The organism is Streptomyces orinoci (assembly GCF_003121295.1).
GTDB classification, from domain to species: Bacteria; Actinomycetota; Actinomycetes; order Streptomycetales; family Streptomycetaceae; genus Streptomyces; species Streptomyces orinoci.
The window spans coordinates 126478-145458 of the sequence record NZ_PHNC01000009.1; the positions used below are offsets into that span (position 1 = coordinate 126478).

Here is an 18981-nt window from a genome sequence, read left to right on the forward strand (position 1 = left end):
GGGCCATTCAAGAAGCCGGCACCGCGATGGCCGACGCGCTTTACTAACGCGGCGTTTATCCCTGCGGCCATATTCCATGAATTCCCGCCGTCACCGCCCCATGTGGCATGTGGGGCATATCACAGGCGGTGGATGGTGGATGTTCGTACAGGTTATGTCCCAAATCAGTGTGCTGCGCCGGGATGTGATAGCGATTCAGAAGTTGTGGGTGGCGTCCAATCGATCTAGTGTGATGACCACTGCAAGACGCTTTCAAGACGCCCCGGTGGCATGTGATATCCATTGATATCGCCTGGGTGCGGCAGGAGTTGCTCACGCGCAGCCTGCACACGGGGTTTCTTAATTCATGGGGGAATCATGAACGCCGGTCGCTGTCTCTGGTGTGCCGATATCGCGCTTTCCGGACCGGCTGCGAACCGCGACATGCAGTAGCCGCTGCCGGTTGCCTTCGGTGGCATTTCCCTTGCGCGACCGGAACCTCCCCCTCAACCACATGCCCTGCCGCGGTCCTTCGACCCCGCATGATTCGCAGGGCCTCTCATACGCGCTGTATCAGCAAACAGGGAGTGTCATGGATTCCTTGACCGAGGCCGTACTTGCAGGGGCATCCCCCGCCGAACTGCTGCGGGAGCCGGTGCCGGACTCCTACCTCGCCGCCCACACCCGGGTGGACGACGTCGGGATGTTCGAGGACGTCGCGGACAAGGATGTACGCAAATCGATGCGGGTCGGCGAGGTGCCGATGCCCGAACTCGCCCCGGACGAGGTGCTGGTCGCCGTCATGGCGAGCTCCATCAACTACAACACCGTCTGGTCGGCGACGTTCGAGCCGATGCCCACCTTCAACTTCCTCAAGCGGTACGGCAAGCGCGGCGGCTTCGCCACCCGGCATGACCGTCCGTACCACGTCCTGGGCTCCGACGGCACCGGCGTGGTGGTCAGGGCGGGCATCGGCGTCAGTCGCTGGAACGTCGGCGACCACGTCATGATGAGCTGCATCCAGGTGGACGACCATGAGCCGGCCACCCATGCGGACGGCATGCTGGGCGCCGAGCAGCGCGCCTGGGGCTATGAGACCAACTTCGGCGGCCTGGCGCACTACGCGGTCGTCAAGGCGAACCAGCTGATGGCCAAGCCGGGCCATCTGACCTGGGAGGAAGCGGGAAGCAGCATGCTGACCGCGGCCACCTCGTACCGCATGCTGATCAGTGACAAGGGCGCCCGCATCAAGCTCGGTGATGTGGTGCTCATCTGGGGCGCCACCGGAGGACTGGGCGCCTTCGCCGTGCAGATGGTCAAGAACGCCGGTGGCATCGCGGTAGGTGTGGTCAGCTCGGAGGCCAAGGCGCGCCAACTGCGCGAGCTGGGCTGCGATGTGGTTATCAACCGCTCCGAGATCGGGCTCGGCGGCGAACTCACTCCCGAGCGCACCATCGAGTACGGAAAGCGGCTGGGGCGGATCATCCGCGACCAGGTGGGGGAGGACCCCCATGTCGCCTTCGACTATGTCGGCCGGGCCACCTTCGGGATATCGGTGTTCGTGGTAAGGCGCGGTGGCACCGTGGTCACCTGCGGCTCCAGCACCGGATACCAGCACGACTACGACAACCGCTATCTGTGGATGAACTCCAAGCGCATCCTGGGCAGTCATGGCGCGAACCTGAATGAGCAGGTCGAATGCAGCCGGCTCTTCGGCATCGGCAAGCTCCGGCCGATCGTCTCCCGGGTGTATCCGCTTGCCGAGGTCGGTGAAGCCACCCGACTGGTGCAGATGAACCAGCACATAGGCAAGGTCGGTGTGCGCTGTCTGGCCCCCGCCGACGGGCTGGGCGTCACCAACCGCGAACTGCGCGACAAGCTGGGCGAGCGGTATCTGAACCCGCTCCGCGAGAACTGAGCTGTCGAGCACGGGCAGTTGAGCGGTTTTCATCGACGAAAGGTGCAAGTGCCGATGTCAAGGCAGTCCATTGGAATCCTGGGTACCGGGTCGTATCTGCCCAAGGAGGAAGTCGGCAACGCCGAGGTCGCGGCCCGGGTGGGGGTGCCCACCGAGTGGATCGAGAACAAGACGCAGATCCTCGGGCGGCGTTACGCCGCACCGGACGAGGCCACGTCCGACCTCGCGACAAGGGCGGCCGCCGGCGCGCTGGAGCAGGCCGGGACAGCCGCGGAGCGGATCGACTACCTCATCGTCTCCACCTCGACCCCCGACTCCCCGCAACCGCCCACCGCTTACCATGTGCAGCGGGCGCTGGACGCCCACGCGGCGGCTTGCTTTGACATCAATGTGGTGTGCAGCGGATTCGTCTACGGCCTGGCACTGGCCCGCAGCCTGGTGGCCCAGCGGCCGGGCAGCCACGCCCTGGTCGTTGGCGCCGATGTCTACTCCAGGATCCTGGACTTCTCCGACCGCAGGACCGCGGTGCTGCTCGGTGACGGCGCGGGTGCGGCGGTGGTCGGACCGGTCCCCGAGGGGCGTGGCTTCATCGACTTCGAGCTGGGCAGCCGGGGAGACGCGCACCGGCTTATCCGGGTCGAAGCGGGCGGCAGCCGGCTGCCCGCCTCCGCGGAGACGATCGCCGAGGGCGGCCACTACTTCCGGATGGAGGGCCGGGGCGTCCGGGACTTTGTGATGGACAATTTCCCCCCGTTCCTGCGGAAGTTCTCCGACCGGACCGGTGTCGCCATCGACCGGATCCAGCACTTCGTGCCCCACCAGCCCAATGGCGTGATGCTCTCCGAACTGGTGACACGTGCCGGTCTGGCGGGAGCGCATACCCACCGGACCCTGGAGCGCTACGGCAACACCGGCAGCGCCTCCATCCCGGTGACACTGGACGAGGCCAACCGGGCCGGCCGTCTCAAGGACGGAGACCTGGTGCTGCTCGGCGGCTTCGGCGGCGGGATGTCCCTGGGCGTCGGCCTGATGCACTGGGCGGTGACGGCATGAGCGAGCCGGACATCCGACGGGTCGGCATCGTCGGCTGCGGACTGATGGGCTCGGGCATCGCCGAGGTGTGTGCCAAGGCCGGACTGGAGGTGACGGTCGCCGTCTCCCGGTCCGCCTCCGCCACCGCGGGCCTGAAGCGGATTCGCGGCTCGCTGGACCGCGCCGTCCACAAGGGCAAGCTCAGCGAGACGGACCGGGACGCGGCGCTCGGCCGGATCTCGTTCACCGTGGACCTCATCGACCTCGCCGACCGCCAGCTGGTCGTCGAGGCCATCAAGGAGGACGAACCGGCCAAGACCGAGCTGTTCAGCACCCTGGACAAGATCGTCGAAGATCCGGACGCGATCCTGGCGTCGAACACCTCCTCCATCCCCATCATCCGCATCGCCCGCGCCACCAACCGGCCGGAACGCGTGCTGGGCGTCCACTTCTTCAGCCCGGTACCCGTCCTCCCGCTGGTGGAGCTGGTCGGCTCGCTCCTCACCGACCAGCGGGTCTATGACCGTACCCGGACACTGGTCACCGAGACCCTCGGCAAGCAGGTGATCCGCTCGCCCGACCGGGCCGGGTTCGTGGTCAACTCCCTGCTCATTCCCTATCTGCTCTCGGCCATCCGGATGGTGGACTCCGGCATGGCTCCCGCCGAGGTCATCGACCAGGGGATGACGGTCGGCTGTGCGCACCCGGTCGGTCCGCTGAGGCTCGCCGACATGATCGGCCTGGACATCGTGGCCTCGGTCGCCGACGCCCTCTACGAGGAGTACAAGGAACCGCTTTACGCACCGCCGCCCCTGCTGGTCCGGCTGGTGGAAGCGGGGCTGTTGGGCCGGAAAACCGGCCGGGGGTTCTACACCTACCGCTGACGCGTGTGAGACATGCACACTCCTGGACCGTAGGGCGGCTGCCGCCGCCCTACGGCTCCGCGCTTTGGCCGGCGGCTACGAGTGTCAGGCCTCGTGCACCAAGCCCGGCGGGGGCAGCAGATTGGCCGCGCCGGCCTGGAACCCGATCAGCGAAAGGTGGCTGTGCGCATCGACAAAACCGGGCAGCAGCGCCCGTCCGTACAGGTTGGCCGTCCGGGTGCCTTCATCGGCCAGATCCAGCACATGGGCCAGGTCGCCGACGGCGGCGATCCGGCCGTCCTTGACGGCCACCGCCTCGGCCGTGGGCCGGGCGTCGTCAACGGTCACGATGTCGCCGCCGAAGCAGATCGGATCCACTGCCCCGATCGGACCGGATCCCGCCATGGGCCCCACCCGACAGGCAGGTTGTGTGGATGGAGTTCTCTTTCCGGCACCGTGACCGCCGCGGGTACCCGTCGGCGGGCCGCCCCAGCAGTCTGCCCGTGTGCGTATCGAAGGGAAACGGCCGAGGCCGGTCCCATGGCCGGATGCCGCCGGCCACAAGCGGTTTACGGCCAAGGCGCGGGAAACCATGGGAGTGTGGCCGGCCGCCAGCCCATACTGGGGTCCGCCGGAGACCGCCCCGCCCTCTGATGCGGGCAGCCGGCCGGCAGCCCGGTGTAACTGCCCTCGTCACCACGTGGGTTGGACACCTGGCGGTTTCTGTTCGCTGCCTTGCTCGTCGGTTTGAACGCCGAGCGCTTTGCCATGTACATATCTCGCCGTGCCTCGAACGTCGGGCGATGTGCTGCCCTCGTCGCGTCGGCACGGAACTTCCGCAACCTCCCGCCGCCGCCTATGAGAGAGACGCCTTCCCGTGCCCTTATCCGTTGACGATCTCCTGGAACACTTCCCGGACGAATAGCCGTTCCGGCTTCCGGTGATCCGAAATCGCCGACTCGCATCCCCGATCACCGCGAAGACACAGAGTCGCCCAGCGCGCCGCGCGTTCGGCCAGTTCAGCGCTGCGTTCCCCCAAAGGAGCGCCATGTCAGGCCACTTCATCCTCAGCAACATATCCACGATCGAAATGAACGATGCCCTCGCACACGGCGCCACCTGGAGCCCCCCCAGCACGCCGCCATCGGATGGACCGACGCCTCCCGGAGGTTGTTGAGCCAGGCGCTCAACAACCAGGCCATTCCCAACCGCAATGGCCTCCCGCCCCACCGCTACCTCTCGTTCGACCAGGCGGGAAACCCCAACAAGGACCGGACGGCCGAATTCCTCCGTACCACCAGGGCCTCGTGGGTGGACCAGAACAGGCTGCGCAGGCCCACCGGGGCCGGCCTGGGCTTGAAGGAGCTGTGCCAGAAGGCCCGGGACGCCTGGTCCCGCAACAAGCTCAACGAGGCGTTGGTGGAGCAATTCCTGGACCCCCAGGCCGCGCGGGTGACGATCGAGATCTACCACCTGGACGGGCATGAGATGAGTTGACCCTCGCGGAGGCGCGACGCCACCGGTCTCGCCATGGCGGCGGTCGCCGGGGTGGGGGGCCAGGTACTACGGACGCGGCAGTCCGGTCTGGTGACGAATCCGGTGAACCGCCACGCGCCGGAACCTGAAGGGACCTGGACGCTCGGACGGCTCTGAGTCGGCCTACTGCGGCGCCGTGCCGCCACCTGTTACGACAGCCGCTCCCCGCGTGCCATTCCCAGTGGCTCATCCGGGGGGGAGGGGGGCGGCTGCGGCCAGTTCCCCTCGGCAGTCGCCACCGCCCCCTAATCGCCTACGCACTTCGGCACACCGCATGTCACCGTACGGGTGACGGGAACATCCCAGATCAGCGCAGGGATCGAAACTCCCACGACGGCCTTGTCAGCCACTCTCGGAGCGTTCGCTTCTGCAGACCGCCTCGTCGGCGGGCTTCAGGGCCGGGCGCGGCACTCCCCGGCCCACGGTCTGTCCGCTGGTGCGGTAGGGGGGCCGGGCAGCCCGGTCCCCCTACCCTGTTCTGTCAGGGCCAGCCCTGCTCGACCTTGGCGGGGGCGGTGTTCCAACTCCTGGGTATAAACGCGATCATGTAGGTTCCGCGGTCGAAGTCCTCGTACCCTGCGGACCAGTTCCGGAACCTGCTTTCGTAGACGTGCATCGGGCCCAGGTCGCCATTGGGCGCGTGATAGTGGTCGGCGTGGGTCCAGATGGTCTTGTCGGCATCCGCCTCTGCTTGGGCACCGAACCAGCCGTAGTCGAAATTGACCCAGCGTTCACCGGGGTTGGCGGGGCTGCGCGGGACGTTTCTGTCCTTCGACATGTCGACCAGGCCGGTCTCCTGGTCGGGCCGGAAGGCGTCCGGGTCGCCGTACTTCCTCTTGTCGGAGGAGCCCCACTGGTCCTGCCCGCTCCAGAAGTGCTTCGAGTAGATCACCGCTTTCATCCGGGACGGGTCGTAGTTGCCTCCGTCCCTTTCCTTGAAGGACGGTGTATTCCGCAGTGCCGAGTAGAAGTTCGAGCGGCTGTCCTCGTGGAGCAGAGCGTCATTGTGGTTCATGAGTTCTGTCTTGAGGTTGTCGATGTAAGTGCCCTCGTCGTGCGCGTTTTCCAGGGCCTTGTTCATGATGGACGCCACTTCACGCGCCCGCCTGAAACCCTTCTCCTCGTCGAAGCCGGCCTTGGCGGTGCGGCCTTCGAACTCCGCTCGCGTTTCACCGGGCCGGGGCCTGGTGTTCCTCAGGTCGTTCTTGTACTTGTTCTCGTCGAAGAACGCGAACGCCAACTTGTTCGTCGGGTAGGGGCCCGAGTTGAGCCAGGTGACGCCGACGCAGCCATAGGACAGCTTTTCTCGCTGCTCTTCAGTCATCTGCTGCTTCTTGCCGTCGCGGTGGCTGTAGACCTGCTGCCACTTGCGTATGTAGTTGTTGACGACCGTAGTGGCCCTTCCCGCGTAGGCCCGGTATGCGTCGGGCATCCTGTCGAGCGGCTCGGCGGGAGGGGTTTCCCGGTCATCGGAGAAGCTGGGGGACCGGAATGACGGCGCGGCGCCGGGCCGGCCCAGAGCCAGGGCTCTTTCGTTGAGTGCATTGATGTTCTCGACATCGTTCGCCGTCAGGCCGTGCGTTTCGGCATAGGACCGCTTCTCTTCCCCGCTGCCGTTGCCGGCGGCCTGGCTGACCGACGGCATCAATCCGGCGGTGCATATGACCGCACTCACCGTGGCGAACGCGAAGAATCTCCGACTTTTACGCATGGAAATCAATGACTCCCTTGGATGAAATCTCGTGAACGAGGGCATGCGAATGCGGCCAGCCGCCGCGCGGTTGTACGCTGCCGCGCCGGCGGGGGGTGCGGTTGTTGCGGGCCATGACCGTGGTGGCCGCCTGGCATGCTGGGCGCGACTCTCTCGCCCGGGTCGGGCGGGGCCGTTGATCGGCTACACCAGGGTCGTCGCCGATGCGACTACGCGGGCCCGGTCCGGTTGGCCGGGGTCGCCGTAGCGGATCTCCACGCGCGGGTGGGAGCGCATGAACTCGGTACCGATCAGGCGGACTTGGCCGGGGCGTTCGACCGTGCGCACGGCGATGTCCGTGTCGAGGAAGAAGCCGAACTCACCCGTCGCCGGGGCGTAGACGAAGAACTTGCCGCCAGTGAAGTCCTGCTGTGCGACGTCCTCTGTCAGGACCAGGGACCAGAAGCCCACACAGTGGCCAGTGGGGCACATGAACTGGAAGTCGGCCCGCAGGCCGTCCAGTTCCATCCGGCTGAAGGGGTTGTCGTCGTCCGAGTTGCCCGTGGCAGCCGTGGTAACGGCCGCCGGGGCGGCCATGTCCGGCGTGGCCGCCTGCGTCTCCTGAATGAGCGGCAGGGTCAGGGCCGCGGTCACGGCGACGGTGGTGAGGGCACGAAGAGCGGTTCTGCGTATCACTTCTCGGCTCCTGGATGAGTGATCAGGTCGATACGAGCAGTGATCATGTACTCGGGTTAACTCCCCGGCAATATCGTGGCTTTAAAACCGGCCAACCTGTTACATGGGGCGATATCCAGCCATGCATCCGCTCTGGCCCAGCTTGGGGATGTGCTGCGACAGCGTTCTCCCGCTCCTGGCGTGTGGCGAGGCTGGGGCCGATGTGACGGGAATCCCGCGGTGGGCTCAATGACGCCGTTGCAGGCCGGGGATGAAGATTCCCGTCCGGCGGCGGTGGTCCGGCTGCGGGGGATCCAGTGAGCCTGCCGTGGCAGACGCGATAACACCGGCCCTGGACTGCTGCCAGGTCTACCGGCGGTTGCGGAACTTCGCTTGAGGTATGTCCCGCATTGGGGTTCGGTGACCGCGGCCTGACCCGGCGAGCCCGTGTGCGCCCAACTCGCGGGAAGTGCAGGGGGAGAACGCTGCTCGAGGGAGATTGCCGAGAAAGAGGCCGCTGACATCTCAGGGTTGTTCCCGGCACGCAAGCTCTTCACAGAATGCCGGCTGCGGGCTCCGAAGCCGTGCTCCCGGCAACGACGATCGTGTCCAACGGCCACCGACGGGAGGTCCTGGACACCAGGAGTCCTGCTTCACCGCCTGCTACCGCACACCGGTGAGGCGCCGCACAGGAGACTGGCTGGGGCGGGCAGGAAGGCGGTCGCATCGTGTGTGACCGCCCCTGGGCCGGGCGGCGTGTCACTGGCACGGGCGCGTCCGCGTACTAGCGGGGGCCCACATCGTGTGCAGGCTTCTCCTCCCTCGGAGCAGGCACCGCCCCCGCGCGCTTGGCGGACTTGAGTTCAAGCAGCTCGCTTACCGAGGGTGCGCTGGTGTAGGTGAAGGGTCCGCAGACGTGAGGGCTGTGATGGCCGGCTGCGGTGAGGGCGGCGGTCAGGCGGCCGGGTGCCCTCAGGTTCGCGGCCGCGGTGGCATGGAGGGCGCTTGGGCGCTTTGAAAGCGTGCTGCAGCAGCTGACCCATGCGGAAACTGCCGCAGAAACCCAGGGCGTATGGACCATTGCGGAACACCTTCGGGTCTTTGCGGATGGTGAGCCTGCATCCGGAGATGCCGGCGGAGTCCCCGCCGATATGCACTCGGCCTTGGTCTGTGAGCCCGACGATCACGGTCAAGATGCGTTCTCCCCTCGGTCCAGACTGAGTTCGTAGAGTTCCTGGAAGAGCCCGCCGCCCTTGGCCAGTTGGTCGAAGGTGCCGTGCTCGACGATATGCCCCTTGTCCATGACGACGATCCGGTCGGCCACCTTGGTGTTGGCCAGGCGGTGCGTGACCACCACCGTGATCCGGCCCGGGGCGATCTCGCGCAGCAGCTTGAACATCTGGTGCTCACCGCGCGGGTCCATATCCGAGGTCGGTTCGTCCATGACGACCACGGCCGGCCGCCGGTACAGCACGCGGGCGCAGGCGATGCGCTGCCACTGCCCGCCTGACAGTGATACTCCGCCCCACAACTCTGCCGCGAGCAAGGTGTCCAGGCCATGCGGCAGTTCCTCGAAGGCACCCCGCATCCCCACCGCGGCGACGGCTTCCCAGACCCGCTCGTCGTCGAAGGAGACGGGCTGGCCCATGGTGATGTTGTCGCGTGCGGAGAGTGGCCAGTAGCCGAACTGCTGGGTGACGAACCCCGTTCGCTCCCATACCTCGTTGACATCGACACGGGACAAGTCGGTGCCGTTCCAGAGGACTTGTCCTTTGTCGGGGGTGTAGAGGCCGGTCATCAGACGGGTGAGGGTTGATTTGCCCGACCCGTTCTCGCCCAGCACCGCCACCAGTTCGCCCCGGCGCAGCGTCAGCGAGACCCCGTTGACCGCGGGGCGGTCCTTGTTCGGGTAGGTGAAGACCACGTCGCGGATCTGGATGGTCTCCGGCTCGCGCGGTGCAGGTACGGTGCCGGCCGCGGGCATCAGGGCCTTGGACCGTTCGATGAACTGCTTCCAGTCCCCGAGGAACAGTGAGGAGTGGAACAAGGAGGCCGCGTAGTGCACCACGTTGGTCAGGTTCCCCAGTGCGGTGCGTACGGCGAGGACGGCGGTCGCCGCGATGGCCAGGGACATACGGCCGGACACGGTGAGCCATAGCAGCGTGCCCCAGGCCAACGACAGGCACAGGCCGCCGAAGACGGCCGCGATGAGGTTTGCGCGCAGCTGCCGCCCGGCCCCGGTCAGGGTCCGGTCGTCCAGGCGCTGGGAGAGGGTCCGGTACCAGTACGACAGATACCCGGCCATGCTCATCCCGCGGACCTCGTCGGCGAGCTTGCCCGAGGTCACAAACCAGCGCATCATGCCGCGCACATTGCGGCCGGTGCTGTTGGCGTGGTGCACCTGGTGCTCGATCCGCGCCTCCGCCATCGCCCCCACCCCCGACGGCAGTACCGCCAGGACCAGCACAGGGAGCATCAGCGGGTGCAGGGCGGTCAGCACACCGAACGCCGCCACCAGCTTGATCAGCGCCGACATAAACGACTGCACGTCGTAGATCAGCCGGTCACAGCGCACCGAACCGGTCTCGGCCGCCTCATGCTCTTCGGAGAATTCCGGGCGCAGAAACGCGGCCAACTCCACTTTCAGCATTGACTCGACCACCGCGATGTCCGCCGCCGTCATCAACCGCGGCTTCAGCCGCCCGACCGACCATGACGCCAGCCCATAGGCGACCCTGCCCACACCGGCCGCGACCGCGATCACAACCAGGGCCGGCAGCGCCTGGTGCACCCGGTACGAGACCGGACCGGAGCCGAGCACCGGCCCCATCGCCCGGGCCGTCGCCGCCAGCGCCGCCGCCGACCCGATCCCATAGACCACCTGCGCGCCGACCATGATGAGCACATCGCGGCGGTCGATCCGCCAGGCCATCTTGAACACCTGTGCAAGCACGGCCGGGATCGTCGTCACCAACTGCCAGACGCCGTACCGGTCGAACGCCGACTTTGTCCACTGCGCCTTGCGCTCGATGTCCACCGGCTCCGGATACGGCGGCCGCGTCCGGGCCTGTGTGTCCCCCCGAGAACCACCCACTGATTTCGCTCCCTCCCTGGTTGATGACAACGCGATGCTCAACGCACCTGAGATCCAGCGTCTTGGCGGGGCAGGGAACACGGGCCGTACCGGGCGGAGGAAGCCCCGGTGAACAGCGCCCAGTACCGGTCCCCGTACGACCAGTGCCACCACTCGCTCGGGTAGTTGACCAGGCCGGCGGAGGTGAGGGCCGTGCCGAGGACCTGCCTCAGTTCGCGTGAGCGGGGGCTGATGTTCGTCGCGGCGGTGTAGCAGGCACCGTCGCTCTCCTCGGGCGTGGCGTTTGTGCTGGTGCCCAGATCCAGCTCCCGGCCGCCCGTATCGGCGAGGGTGATGTCAACGGCGGCCCCGGCGGTGTGCGGGCCGATCTCCGGCGGGGCGACATACCGTGACGCCCCCGCACGCACCTGGTCATCCGACCAGGCCGGGTTCAGGGTCCGCAGGTCGGCGGCATACTCCTCGAAATACCGGGCTTGCAGGGCGGGCGGCCGGTAGCCCTCGACTACCAGCAGCCGCAGACCCGCGGGGAGTTGGGCCTGGGCGGTCAGCAGCCGCTCCAGCACACTCCGGCGCAGATGCGCGAACGCCCCCGCTGCATCGCTCCTGCTGTTGTCCACCAGCAGCGTGGACCGACGCACATCCAGCAGCGGTTCGCCGCACTCCTGGACACCGATGGCCGCGACCCGCGGGTCGCTCATCAGAACGATCTCGTTCATGTTCCCCTCCTCAGCCGTTCTTCTCGCCTGGCGCGGTGGCCGCCCGTTTCCGCTTGGTCGTCTTCACGCTGTCCCTCCGGCCGGCCAGCCGTGCTCGGACAGCAGTCCTCCGCCGCAGAACTGCTTCAGGACGGCGGCGGTGTACGGCATGCAGTCCGCCGGCGGCTGTGTGGGCTCGGCCCACACCAACTGCGAGCACTTATCCGGCTCCCGGATCGATGGCTGGCCCGCCCACCGCTGGGCGGTGAACACCATCCCCATGCGGCCCTCGCTTTCGGGGCTGCGGTGGTGGATGGCGTGGCAGAACTCCAGGTCCCGGCGGGCGATCGTGACGCCGACTTCCTCGGCGACCTCGCGCAGGGCGCCGGCGGTGACTGTCTCGCCGTCTTCCAGGTGGCCACCGGGCGGGCACAACAGCCCGGAGGCATAGACGTTCCCGGCCCGGCGGAGCAGCAGGACCCGCCCGTCATCGCGGACCATCAGCACCAGCACATGGACCATGAGCCGGTAGCGCGGCGGCTGCCTCACGCACACCTCCCGGTGGCCGTGCCGGCGCGGTGGTGGCCAGGTTCCGCCTGGCCGTGTTCGAATCGCAACCACACCCCCGTGGTGCTTGCAAGCCGATCCTGACGGTGATGCACGATGCCTCCTCATTGACGAGCGGGTCGGACGCGCGATCGGAAGAACGGCCCCCGGATGGGTGTGGTCACGGCCTCCCGGGGCCGTTTTGTCGCGCAGAAATTCGAATGACCGTCAACTGGCCTGCGGCCGCTGGGCAGGCGGGCCGCCGAGTGGTGAGCGATTCACTCGGGCGTGGTCGCTCACCCGTTCCGGTACTTGCGTTGCTGCCGGAAACGGCCGATGGCCACCGCGATTCAGGTATCGCCGGGGCCGGGGCGGCAGGCGCTTTGCAGACAACCGGGTGACGGCCCCTGCCGAGACGGAACCCGGTGTCCTACAGCGGACTTCTTCGCCGAAGGCTTCTTCTGCCGGGCGGCGCTCGCGCCACCGGCGAGGCCGCTGTGCCGCCGAGATCCTCGCCGGTCCGGACCTGCTGTACGAGGACGACGATCCGGGTCTTCGGCGATGGAGCGCCGGCTCACCCTCCGCGGAGTCAGCCTCGCCCGCATCCGCGCCGACCCGGTGCTGGGCGAGGCCTTCGCCACTGGGGCGGATCCCCTGCACCTGGGCGTGCTCTTCGATCTTCCCGGCCACTGCCGTGAAGTACGCAGAGAGCTCGCCTGTCGAGTCCTCTACGACCCTTTCGGCCAGAAGCCGATCTGCGAGCGCGAGAAGCGTGACCGACTTCGCCGCGAGCGATGGGGCTGCCGCGCCCTCGAACCGGTGTCTGCTCCCTGATGGCGGCCGGGCTGTCGGCACCGTCAGCGAGCCGGTGCAGGTTCCTGCACCAGGTTGAGTGCTGCCTCGCTGAAGGCGCGAACGCGGGCTGTTGCGTCGTCGGCGAGCCATACCAGGCCCCATTCCACTGGCGCGGCATCCTCGAAGGGGACGTAGACGACGTCGGGGCGGGCGAAGTAGCGCCTTGTGTGGGCGCCGACAGCGAAGACGCCCTCCCCGGCGCCGACGAGCGTCAGCATCTCGTTGAACGTCATAGCCGACGGGCCGAGTGCGATGGGCTTCCCAGCCGGTGTCCGGCGTGGCGCGCGGTCCTCGCGCAGGGATTCCGGCAATGTCTCGGGAATCTGCAGCACGGTCACGCGAGCCAGATCTTCGACGGAGACGGTCGTGCGGCGGGCGAACGGGTGCCCAGTCGGTACGGCGAGCATGCGTGCCTCCCGCACCAGGACCGGTCCCATGACGACGCCCTCCTCGTGCATCGGATGGCAGGTCAGCGCGATGTCCACCTCGCCACTGCGTAGCCACGGCAGGACTTCCGGCAGGCGTGCTTCACGGATCTGGACGTCACAGTCGGGGTGCCGGGTGCGGAACGTCTGCGTGGCCCCGACCAGCAACTGGCCCGCCGCCGGCCCGTTGAAGGCAACCCGTAGTAGCCCGGTCAGGCCACGTCCAGCGTTGACGGCCCGCTCGAACGCGCCGGTGATCCGGGACCATGCGGGGCGTATCTCTTCATACAGCTGCCGCCCCACCAGGGACAGCTCCACTCGGCGGCTGGTGCGATTGAACAGCTGGACTCCGATGCGGCGCTCCAGTTTGGCAATGGTCTGGCTGACCCGGGCCGTGGAAACATGCAGCCGCTCGGCGGTGCGGCCGAAGTGCAGCTCCTCGGCGAGCGTCAAGAACGCCTCCAGCTCGTGTCGCTCCAGCATCCCCGCCCCCTCTCATCGTTAATCGAGGCTTCAGGATCGTTGCCCAGGTGCGCATTGATGCCCCATCCGGACCACAGCAGGATCAGAGGCACTGAAAGACCACCTGACCTGCCCAGGAGAACATCATGTACGTCACCCGCGACCGCGCCCTGACCGCCCCCGCGCACGACACCGCCAAGGTCGTCGCCGAGCTCAGGGACCGAGCGGAGATCACCGACGCGCTCTACCGCTTCGGCCTGGGGCAGGACCTCAAGGACAAGGAGCTGTTCGCCTCGGCCTTCGCCGCCGACGCCGAGCTGGACTTCCGCCCGGCCGCCTCCAAGTGGGGGGCCAAGCCGCCGCTCATGTCCGGGCGCGACACCATCGTCACCACCATCCTGGCCATGTTCACCGGCCGGGTGGACACCACCCACCAGATCACCAACGTGCGGATCACCATCGACGGCGACACCGCCCGGCTCACCGCCCTGGTGGAAGCACAGCACCTGCTCACCGCCGACCGCACCACGCACGCCCTGCTGAAGAACCCCTACGACGTCGACCTGGTCCGCGACGGTGACCGCTGGGTCATCCGCCGACTTCGCATCGACAACACCTGGTACACCGGCAACCCCGCCGCGATCTTCAGCTGATCCCAACCTGCAGAACCACACGAGGGCCCCTGATTCCTGACCTCATGGCCCTCGCAAACCTCCACAACTCCCTTCAGAAAGGTGCGACATGAAGTTCGCAGTGATCGGCGGAACCGGACGGATCGGCTCCAAGGTCGTGGAAACCCTCACGGCGGCCGGGCACAAAGCAGTACCGCACGCACGATCCACCGGCGTGGACCTCCTCACGGGCGAGGGCCTCGCCCCGGCGCTGGCAGGCGTCGATGCCGTCATCGACGCAACGCAGTCGCCCACCGCCGCCGACGCCTCCGCCGACTTCTTCCGTGCCGCGACGGGCAACCTCCTCACCGCCGCCAAGGAGGCCGACGTCCGTCACGCCGTCCTGCTGTCCATCGTCGGCGTGGACCGGGTACCCGACCTCGGCTACTACCGGGCCAAGGTGCTCCAGGAGGAGCTGTTCAGGACCGGACCGGTCCCGTACTCCATCGTCCGCGCCACCCAGTTCTTCGAGTACATCGAAGAGATCATGTCCTGGACGACGGAGGGCGATACCGTCCGGCTGCCCACCACTTTGCTGCAGCCCATAGCTGCCGCCGATGCCGCCCGCGCCGTCGCGGACATCGCCGTCGGAGCCCCCCTTCACGGTGTCTGTGACGTCGCCGGCCCAGATGTCCTGCCTCTGGACGAACTCGGCAGGATCACCCTCGCCGCCCGTGGCGACGGCCGCACCGTCATCACCGATGACACCGCAGGCCCCTTCGCCGCCGCATCCGGGAACGCCCTCACCGCGACAGACGGCTCGCACATCGCCCCCACGCGCTACCACGGCTGGCTCGCCGGCTGATCACGATCTGATTCCGGCTGATGCCGCGGCTGCCGGGCACGACAACGAGCAGACCGCGCCCGGCCAACTGGCCGCAGATGACCGGTATCCCGCGAACGGATCAGCCGCCATCGCGGCCGGCGGCGCGATGTCGTCCTCATCGAACGCCGCAGCCCCACAGTGCTGTAACCGCCTTCACCTGCTCGGCAAAACAGACCGGTGCCGCCGAGCCGCTGGCCCGGCGGAGCAGTAGGCGTCGTACACCGGCATGCCGGGCAGCGCGGCGGCCAACTGCCGTACCACCGCCAGGGTTCCATCATTGCCATTGCGGCCGGCTCGGCCCCGCGCCGGCCACCACTACGGGGTCGCCGGCCCCGCTTGCCGCCGCCGGCAGTCGCTGGTGCACGGCGGGGCCGAGGCCGGGGTCGGCGCACGGACCCGGAGTGCGGTTCGGCTGTACCGGGCCGCCACGTGGGGGGACATCGATGGTCCGCTGGTAGTCCTGGCGGCAGTTGGACCACCATGGCGCCGGGGCCGATGACAACGGCAGAGAAGCGGATGGCCCCGGCCTCCGCCCCGGCGTTGCCGCTTGCCGGGGACGGGACCGGGACCCGCGGCCCGCGGGCGGTCGGGGGATGGTGAGGGAGCGCCGCCCGCACACAGAATCCAGCCCCGCCCAATAGGCGGCCGCAGCCGCCGACCGGCCCTGCCATGGGGGCCGAACGGCCCTGACCCAGGCCCGGACGGCCTCGGCGCGCCGACAGGCGGCATGGCGCGGGAGCCGGGAGTGGCACCGGCGGTCAAAAGGGACCATCGGCCCTGGTGAAGGGCCTGTTCGCCCCTCCTCCGAACCTTGCTCCCGCAACCGATCATGAGACGCCGGGCGGGAGGCGCGGCTCCCCCTCGAACTCTGCCCTCCCGCCTGGCCCTTGGCACAGGCACTGAGCACGAGCAGGAGGTCACCGACCAGTGGACGTGGTGCGTACGACAGGGAGGGGGCCCGTGGGCGGGCACCCCAAGGCCGATGAGGGGCCCGTACGGGCGCCCAGGAGCCCGCTGGTGGAGTGGCTGACGACCACCGACCACAAGAAGATCGGAACGCTCTATCTGGTTTCCGCGTTCGCGTTCTTTCTCGTCGGTGGTGTGATGGCGTTGCTGATGCGCGCCGAACTGGCCCGCCCCGGCCGGCAGATAATGACCAACGAGCAGTTCAACCAGGCGTTCACCATGCATGGCTCGATCATGCTGCTGCTCTTCGCCATGCCCTTGTTCACCGGATTCGCCAACTGGATCATGCCGTTGCAGATCGGCGCACCCGATGTGGCCTTCCCCCGGCTGAATATGCTGTCCACTGGCTGTTCCTGTTCGGTTCGCTGATAGCGGCGGGCGGCTTCCTCACCCCGCAAGGAGCCGCGGACTTCGGCTGGTTCGCCTATGCGCCGCTGTCCGACGCGGTGCACTCGCCCGGCATCGGCTCCGATCTATGGATCCTGGGCGTGACCATGTCCGGCTTCGGTTCCATTCTGGGTGCGGTCAACTTCGTCACCACCATCTGCTGTATGCGGGCCCCCGGCATGACGATGTTCCGGATGCCGATCTTCACCTGGAATGTGCTGCTCACCGCCGTGTTGGTCCTGATGGTCTTCCCGGTGCTGGCGGCCGCGCTGCTGGCGCTGGAAATGGACCGGAAGTTCGGCTCCCATATCTTCGACCCGGCCAACGGCGGCCCGCTGCTGTGGCAGCACCTGTTCTGGTTCTTCGGCCATCCCGAGGTCTATATCCTCGCCCTGCCGTTCTTCGGCATTGTCTCCGAGGTCATTCCGGTCTTCTCCCGTAAGCCGATGTTCGGTTACTGGGGACTGATCGCGGCGACCATCTCCATCGCGGGTCTCTCGGTGACGGTGTGGGCGCACCATATGTATGTCACCGGCGGTGTCCTGCTGCCGTTCTTCTCCTTTATGACCTTCCTTATCGCGGTCCCCACCGGGGTGAAGTTCTTCAACTGGATCGGCACGATGTGGAAGGGCTCGCTGTCCTTCGAGACCCCGATGCTCTGGGCCACCGGCTTTCTGGTCACCTTTGTCTTCGGCGGCCTCACCGGCGTCATCCTGGCCTCACCGCCGATGGACTTCCATCTCTCCGACTCGTACTTCGTCGTCGCCCACTTCCACTACACCCTGTTCGGCACCGTGGTCTATGCGATGTTCGCCGGATTCCACTTCTGGTGGCCCAAGTTCACCGGCAGAATGCTCGACGAACGGCTTGGCAGAATCACCTTCTGGACGCTGACCGTCGGCTTCCACCTCACCTTCCTGGTGCAGCACTGGCTGGGCGTCGAGGGCATGCCCCGCCGTTACGCCGACTACCTCGCCGCCGATGGTTTCACCGCGCTCAACACCCTCGCGACCATTGGTTCGTTCCTGCTCGGCCTGTCCTTTCTGCCGTTCTTCTACAACGTCTGGAAGACCGCCAAGCACGGCAAGAAGGCCGAGGTGGACGACCCCTGGGGATATGGCCGTTCGCTGGAGTGGGCCACCACCTGCCCGCCGCCGCGGCACAACTTCACCAGCCTGCCCCGAATCCGTTCCGAGTCCCCCGCCTTTGACCTGCACCACCCCGAGGTCACCGCACTCGAGGGCATCCAGGGCTGAGGCGGCGGCCATGCTCCCGCACCGGGCCCGTGCAGCAACCCAACGTGGCGGGCGTTGGGCGCCACCGCGCCCACCACCGCGCCCCGGACGCCGTCGGGCGTCTTCGCGGGGGCCACCGCGGTCACCGTCACCTCCCTGGTGATCGCGATTGCACACAACCGGCGGTCCATGATGCCTCGGTGACCCGCGGTTTCTTGTTGTGCCTGCAAGGCATGAGGGCACCATGTTCCGCCCGCACGCCTCGCCGTACTCGCAACTCGGCCTGTGCGGCGATGGTTTGGGGGTGCGCGATCACATGGTTGGTTAGGGTGGCGCGTAGCTGATGGCCCCCGCGCGGGCCAAGCCGGATACAAAGGGGGGCGCTTGGTGGGGAGTCGGCCTGGCAGAAGCCGAAGGCGCGTCGCATCCGCTGGACGGTCCCGGCAGGCTAGCGCGCGCCGACCACGCGCGGTGAGGGTGTGACCGGCCGGCCGGCGCCCGGGGTGTTGCCCCCAACGCTGCGTGCGCCGCTCGGGCTGGTCGCGGTGTTTGCCGCGCTGGTGGTCGTCGTGCTCGGGGTCCGGTACGCGGATGACGGCAAGCCCGGCTTGGTGGACGGATGGGTCCAGCCGGCGGTGGACGGTGTGCGGCCGCCGTGGCGGCAAGTCGCCCTGGTCCTGGATTTCTTGGGGGAGCCCGCCGGGTCGGTGCTGCCGGTCGTGGCCACCGTGGCGGGCTGCCTGCTGCTTCGGCGGCCTCGTCTGGCGGTGCTCGGCGTTGCCGGTGCCGGCCTGACCGTGGGGGCGACGACGCTGCTCAAGCATCTGGCGGGACGCACCATCCACGGTGGCTACCTGTCCTATCCCAGCGGGCACACCGCCTTCGCCACCGCGCTCGCCCTTGTGGTGGCGCTGCTGGTGAGCGGCCGGCTCGGCCTCGGCGGGACGGCCGGCACGCTGCTCGTGCTTGCCGCGGCGCTGGTTGCCGGCGCCGCCATGGGCTGGGCGGAGGTCGCCCTGGGCGCGCACTATCCGACCGACGTCCTCGGCGGCTGGTGCACCGCGCTGGCGGTGATACCGCCCACCGCGTGGCTGGTGGACCGGCTGGCGGAGCACCGCTGATGTGA

At 67.8% G+C, this 18981-nt stretch carries 15 protein-coding genes and 1 pseudogene; 9 read left to right on the forward strand and 7 right to left on the reverse strand.

The annotated features are described in order from the left end of the window. Window positions 1-571: 571 nt before the first annotated feature. The 3 genes from ccrA to CV755_RS07115 are packed head-to-tail and all read left to right on the forward strand — an operon-like array spanning window position 572 to window position 3813. Window positions 572-1897, forward strand: a complete 1326-nt coding sequence (gene ccrA, locus CV755_RS07105; protein ID WP_109279317.1) for a crotonyl-CoA carboxylase/reductase — start codon at window positions 572-574, stop codon at window positions 1895-1897. 54 nt (window positions 1898-1951) lie between these two features. After that, window positions 1952-2950 (forward strand): 3-oxoacyl-ACP synthase III family protein, encoded by a 999-nt coding sequence (locus CV755_RS07110; protein ID WP_109279318.1) that lies wholly within the window; start codon window positions 1952-1954, stop codon window positions 2948-2950. Beyond that, a complete protein-coding gene (locus CV755_RS07115; protein ID WP_109279319.1) occupies window positions 2947-3813 on the forward strand; it encodes a 3-hydroxybutyryl-CoA dehydrogenase in 867 nt (288 codons plus the stop codon). Before CV755_RS07110 ends, CV755_RS07115 begins: the two co-directional genes overlap by 4 nt. 84 nt (window positions 3814-3897) lie before the next feature. Here the strand turns inward: CV755_RS07115 and CV755_RS07120 are convergent, their stop codons facing one another. After that, on the reverse strand, window positions 3898-4170 hold the full coding sequence (locus CV755_RS07120) for a hypothetical protein (protein ID WP_153068602.1): 273 nt from the start codon (window positions 4168-4170) through the stop codon (window positions 3898-3900). A 795-nt stretch (window positions 4171-4965) separates the two neighbouring features. On the opposite strand from CV755_RS07120, the gene CV755_RS07125 reads away from it, so the two are divergent. Next, a complete protein-coding gene (locus CV755_RS07125) occupies window positions 4966-5289 on the forward strand; it encodes a hypothetical protein (protein ID WP_109279321.1) in 324 nt (107 codons plus the stop codon). Window positions 5290-5809: 520 nt separating this feature from the next. On the opposite strand, the gene CV755_RS07130 is transcribed toward CV755_RS07125, so the two are convergent. From CV755_RS07130 to CV755_RS07155, 5 genes are all read right to left on the reverse strand, one after another. Continuing rightward, the gene (locus CV755_RS07130) at window positions 5810-7084 is read right to left on the reverse strand and encodes a protein-glutamine gamma-glutamyltransferase (protein ID WP_338323624.1); all 1275 of its coding nucleotides are present in this window, start codon (window positions 7082-7084) and stop codon (window positions 5810-5812) included. A 138-nt stretch (window positions 7085-7222) separates the two neighbouring features. Continuing rightward, on the reverse strand, window positions 7223-7714 hold the full coding sequence (locus CV755_RS07135) for a hypothetical protein (RefSeq protein WP_109279323.1): 492 nt from the start codon (window positions 7712-7714) through the stop codon (window positions 7223-7225). Between the two features lie 1168 nt (window positions 7715-8882). Next, the gene (locus CV755_RS07145) at window positions 8883-10625 is read right to left on the reverse strand and encodes an ABC transporter ATP-binding protein (protein ID WP_241561031.1); all 1743 of its coding nucleotides are present in this window, start codon (window positions 10623-10625) and stop codon (window positions 8883-8885) included. 200 nt (window positions 10626-10825) lie between these two features. Next, window positions 10826-11503 (reverse strand): M15 family metallopeptidase, encoded by a 678-nt coding sequence (locus tag CV755_RS07150; RefSeq protein WP_109279324.1) that lies wholly within the window; start codon window positions 11501-11503, stop codon window positions 10826-10828. Between the two features lie 63 nt (window positions 11504-11566). Further along, window positions 11567-12031: an NUDIX hydrolase gene (locus CV755_RS07155; RefSeq protein WP_161968611.1), complete on the reverse strand. Its 465-nt coding sequence runs from the start codon at window positions 12029-12031 to the stop codon at window positions 11567-11569. Between the two features lie 558 nt (window positions 12032-12589). Here CV755_RS07155 and CV755_RS34900 point away from each other — a divergent pair. Further along, window positions 12590-12862 carry a hypothetical protein gene (locus CV755_RS34900; protein ID WP_109279326.1) on the forward strand — a complete coding sequence of 91 codons (273 nt, stop codon included), beginning with the start codon at window positions 12590-12592 and terminating at the stop codon, window positions 12860-12862. Between the two features lie 23 nt (window positions 12863-12885). On the opposite strand, the gene CV755_RS07165 is transcribed toward CV755_RS34900, so the two are convergent. Next, window positions 12886-13791 (reverse strand): LysR family transcriptional regulator, encoded by a 906-nt coding sequence (locus CV755_RS07165; protein ID WP_109279327.1) that lies wholly within the window; start codon window positions 13789-13791, stop codon window positions 12886-12888. 125 nt (window positions 13792-13916) lie between these two features. Between CV755_RS07165 and CV755_RS07170 the strand changes: the two genes are divergently transcribed. The 4 genes and pseudogenes from CV755_RS07170 (at window position 13917) to CV755_RS07185 (ending at window position 18976) form a co-directional block, all read left to right on the forward strand. Further along, a complete protein-coding gene (locus CV755_RS07170) occupies window positions 13917-14423 on the forward strand; it encodes a nuclear transport factor 2 family protein (protein ID WP_109279328.1) in 507 nt (168 codons plus the stop codon). Window positions 14424-14511: 88 nt separating this feature from the next. Next, the gene (locus CV755_RS07175) at window positions 14512-15246 is read left to right on the forward strand and encodes an SDR family oxidoreductase (RefSeq protein ID WP_109279329.1); all 735 of its coding nucleotides are present in this window, start codon (window positions 14512-14514) and stop codon (window positions 15244-15246) included. A 981-nt stretch (window positions 15247-16227) separates the two neighbouring features. Continuing rightward, window positions 16228-17876, forward strand: a pseudogene (gene ctaD, locus CV755_RS07180) (aa3-type cytochrome oxidase subunit I). A 458-nt stretch (window positions 17877-18334) separates the two neighbouring features. Then, on the forward strand, window positions 18335-18976 hold the full coding sequence (locus CV755_RS07185; protein ID WP_109279330.1) for a phosphatase PAP2 family protein: 642 nt from the start codon (window positions 18335-18337) through the stop codon (window positions 18974-18976). The last annotated feature ends 5 nt before the right edge of the window (window positions 18977-18981 follow it).

What these genes read in the sequence shown, in the direction of transcription:
- CV755_RS34900 (WP_109279326.1), top strand. Translation starts at nt 12,590, where the DNA reads ATGGAGCGCCGGCTCACCCTCCGCGGAGTCAGCCTCGCCCGCATCCGC.
- ccrA (WP_109279317.1), top strand. Translation starts at nt 572, where the DNA reads ATGGATTCCTTGACCGAGGCCGTACTTGCAGGGGCATCCCCCGCCGAA.
- CV755_RS07110 (WP_109279318.1), top strand. Translation starts at nt 1,952, where the DNA reads ATGTCAAGGCAGTCCATTGGAATCCTGGGTACCGGGTCGTATCTGCCC.
- CV755_RS07165 (WP_109279327.1), bottom strand. Translation starts at nt 13,791, where the DNA reads ATGCTGGAGCGACACGAGCTGGAGGCGTTCTTGACGCTCGCCGAGGAG.
- CV755_RS07150 (WP_109279324.1), bottom strand. Translation starts at nt 11,503, where the DNA reads ATGAACGAGATCGTTCTGATGAGCGACCCGCGGGTCGCGGCCATCGGT.
- CV755_RS07130 (WP_338323624.1), bottom strand. Translation starts at nt 7,084, where the DNA reads ATGCCCTCGTTCACGAGATTTCATCCAAGGGAGTCATTGATTTCCATG.
- CV755_RS07175 (WP_109279329.1), top strand. Translation starts at nt 14,512, where the DNA reads ATGAAGTTCGCAGTGATCGGCGGAACCGGACGGATCGGCTCCAAGGTC.
- CV755_RS07170 (WP_109279328.1), top strand. Translation starts at nt 13,917, where the DNA reads ATGTACGTCACCCGCGACCGCGCCCTGACCGCCCCCGCGCACGACACC.
- CV755_RS07145 (WP_241561031.1), bottom strand. Translation starts at nt 10,625, where the DNA reads ATGGCCTGGCGGATCGACCGCCGCGATGTGCTCATCATGGTCGGCGCG.
- CV755_RS07115 (WP_109279319.1), top strand. Translation starts at nt 2,947, where the DNA reads ATGAGCGAGCCGGACATCCGACGGGTCGGCATCGTCGGCTGCGGACTG.